Origin of the sequence: uncultured Campylobacter sp. (assembly GCF_937890585.1) — a bacterium.
Taxonomy (GTDB): domain Bacteria; phylum Campylobacterota; class Campylobacteria; order Campylobacterales; family Campylobacteraceae; genus Campylobacter_A.
In genome coordinates this window covers 1-2492 of record NZ_CALACG010000080.1, presented here as the reverse complement: position 1 = coordinate 2492, position 2492 = coordinate 1, and the positions used below count along the sequence as shown (strand labels likewise).

The following is a 2492-nucleotide window of genomic DNA, read 5'->3' as shown; positions in this document are numbered from 1 at the left end:
CATACGAGATCTAGTACGGTCTCGTGGGCTCGGAGATGTGTATAAGAGACAGAGCTATATGAAAGCCTACACATCTGATGATGTGATCGGCGCTGAGGTGTGCGGAGCCTATAAAAACGTGATCGCCATAGCTGGTGGTATCTGCGACGGTCTTGGTCTTGGCAACAACGCAAGGGCTAGCCTCATTTCGCGTGGGCTTGTCGAGATGGCTAGATTTGGCAAATTTTTTGGTGCAAAAGATGAGACATTTATGGGGCTAAGCGGCGCAGGGGACCTTTTCTTAACCGCCTCATCGATACTCTCACGCAACTACCGCGTAGGCCTTGGCATCGCAAGGCACGAGAGACTAGAAAAAATTTTAAATGAGCTTGGCGAGGTGGCAGAGGGCGTGGATACCGCAAGGGCTATTAGCAAGATCGCTAAAGAAAAGGGCATATATGTGCCTATTGCTAGTGAGGTTGAAAATATGCTGAATGGCAAAGACGTTTTTGAGAGCGTAAAATCGCTTTTGGGAAGAAGATGAGAGCTTTAAAATTTATACTTTTTGTGGCTATTTTTGCTTTGGGGTTAAACGGCGCTGAAGTGAGCCTAAGAGCCAAGGTCTCGCAGATGATAATGGTTGGCTTTAACGGAGCTAGCACAAAAGACGCTGCGTTTCGCGCGATGTTAAGCGACGCTGGCTACGAGAGATTTGGCGGAGTGATGCTACTTGGCAGAAATGTCACCAGTAAAGCCCAGCTAAAAGCTAGCATAAAGGCGATCAAAGAGAAAAGCCCTAAAATTTTCATCGCTATCGACGAAGAGGGCGGCAACGTAAGCCGTATGAAAGACAAGAGCTTTGATGGCCCATATCCTAGCGCATACGAGGTCGCAAGCACGCTTGATATCAAAAGTGCATACGCCCTCTACTCAAAAATGGCTATAAATTTAAAAGAGTGTGGCATAAATTTAAATTTCGCCCCAGTGGTCGATCTGCACGATGAAAACTCACCGATCATCGCAGCTAAGCAAAGGGCGTTTAGCGAGTATGCAAGCAAGGTGGTAATCTACGCTGATGCCTTTATGGACGCATTTAAAGAGCAGGGCATCCTAACGACACTTAAGCACTTCCCAGGGCATGGTAGCTCAAAAGAGGACTCACATAAAAATAAGAGCGAGGTCACGCTAAGTAAAGATGCGCTACTGCCATACAAAGACGCCATAAGCACCGGTAGAGCGCAGATCATCATGGTCGGTCACCTTTTTGTAAAGGGCATCGACGAGGACAATCCAGCCACACTTTCTAAAAAAATAATAACTGATCTGCTTCGCAATGAGCTTAAATTTAATGGTGTGGTTATCAGCGATGATATGCTGATGAAAGGCGTTGGCGACGAAGCTTTAGCGCAAAAAGTGGTGAAATTCATAAACGCAGGTGGCGATATTTTGCTTTTTAGCGAGTTTAAGATAAATAACCAAAGAACAGCTGATCTGATCACTCAGATCATAATTGATGCTGTAAATGAGAAAAAGATCAGCAAAGAGCGAATAGACGCATCATATAAGAGGATAATGGCTCTAAAAGCGAAGCTTTAAATTTGGCTTTTAGAAAGTTACGCTAGTAAATTTGCGTTATTTTCGTCTTTTTCAAGATCAAAATATAAAATTTCAAGCCACATTACATCTTCGTATCTAAATTTCATAGGCTCTTGCTCTACGCCGTCTATCTTTGGGTATATTAGATAAAGCCTTCCGCACTCATATTTTTTGCCGTAAGCATATAGTTGATATAGGTCAGCTTGTGAGATTTTATACTTTTCCTCGTTTTCTTTATTATCTTGCCTGATGATCTTCCATTTTGTATCGGCTATAAATTTATCTTTTAAAAATATGTCAGGTCTTAGTTTAAAGCTTTTTGGATTTTCTACTAGGTGTTTTTCAGAGTGCTGTAAGCTAACATCGGCATATTTTTTCTTAATAAAATTTCCAACATAGCTTTCAAAAAGTGCATTCATATCAAATAGCAAGGCAAAGGCTAGATCATCGCCCTTGTGCGGTGTAAATGAGTTGCCAAGCAAAAAGATCTTGCACCATAAAAGAGTTTGCTCATAGTGCTTTACTTGGCGGTTTATGATGAGATTTGCAAAGAAATTTTTATAATCCTCACACGTAGAAACTTCGTCAAATATAAATAAAAGCTCGCGTATTTTTTGTTGATTTTTACTTGAATTTGACTTTTTGTATAGAAATTTAAGCGTTGATTTTATGATCCTATTTATCTTTATGTCGCTTAAAAATTCGCTGTATCCTACGTAAAACCACTCTTTGTGGATGCTATTTCTTTTGATCTGCTCGTTTATATTAAGCTTTCCTTTTAGGAAATTTAGATTCTCTTCTAGAGCCACATAGTCGCTTTTTATCCCCTTTTTTACAAGAGCTTCAAGCTCACATAAAAACATAGAGATGAAAATTTCCAAAAGCGGTAAATTTTGTGTTTTTAAACTGGCTAAATT

Annotated in this window: 1 protein-coding gene and 1 pseudogene; one reads left to right on the top strand and one right to left on the bottom strand. The window is 40.5% G+C overall.

Annotated elements, in window-relative coordinates; translation table 11 throughout:
- The first annotated feature begins 519 nt into the window (after positions 1 to 519).
- Positions 520 to 1575, top strand: coding sequence for a glycoside hydrolase family 3 N-terminal domain-containing protein (locus tag Q0296_RS02230; RefSeq protein ID WP_298036057.1), 1056 nt, complete (start codon positions 520 to 522; stop codon positions 1573 to 1575).
- Between the two features lie 17 nt (positions 1576 to 1592).
- On the opposite strand, the pseudogene Q0296_RS02225 reads toward Q0296_RS02230, so the two are convergent.
- Positions 1593 to 2492: pseudogene (locus Q0296_RS02225) on the bottom strand (hypothetical protein); the annotation flags it as partial.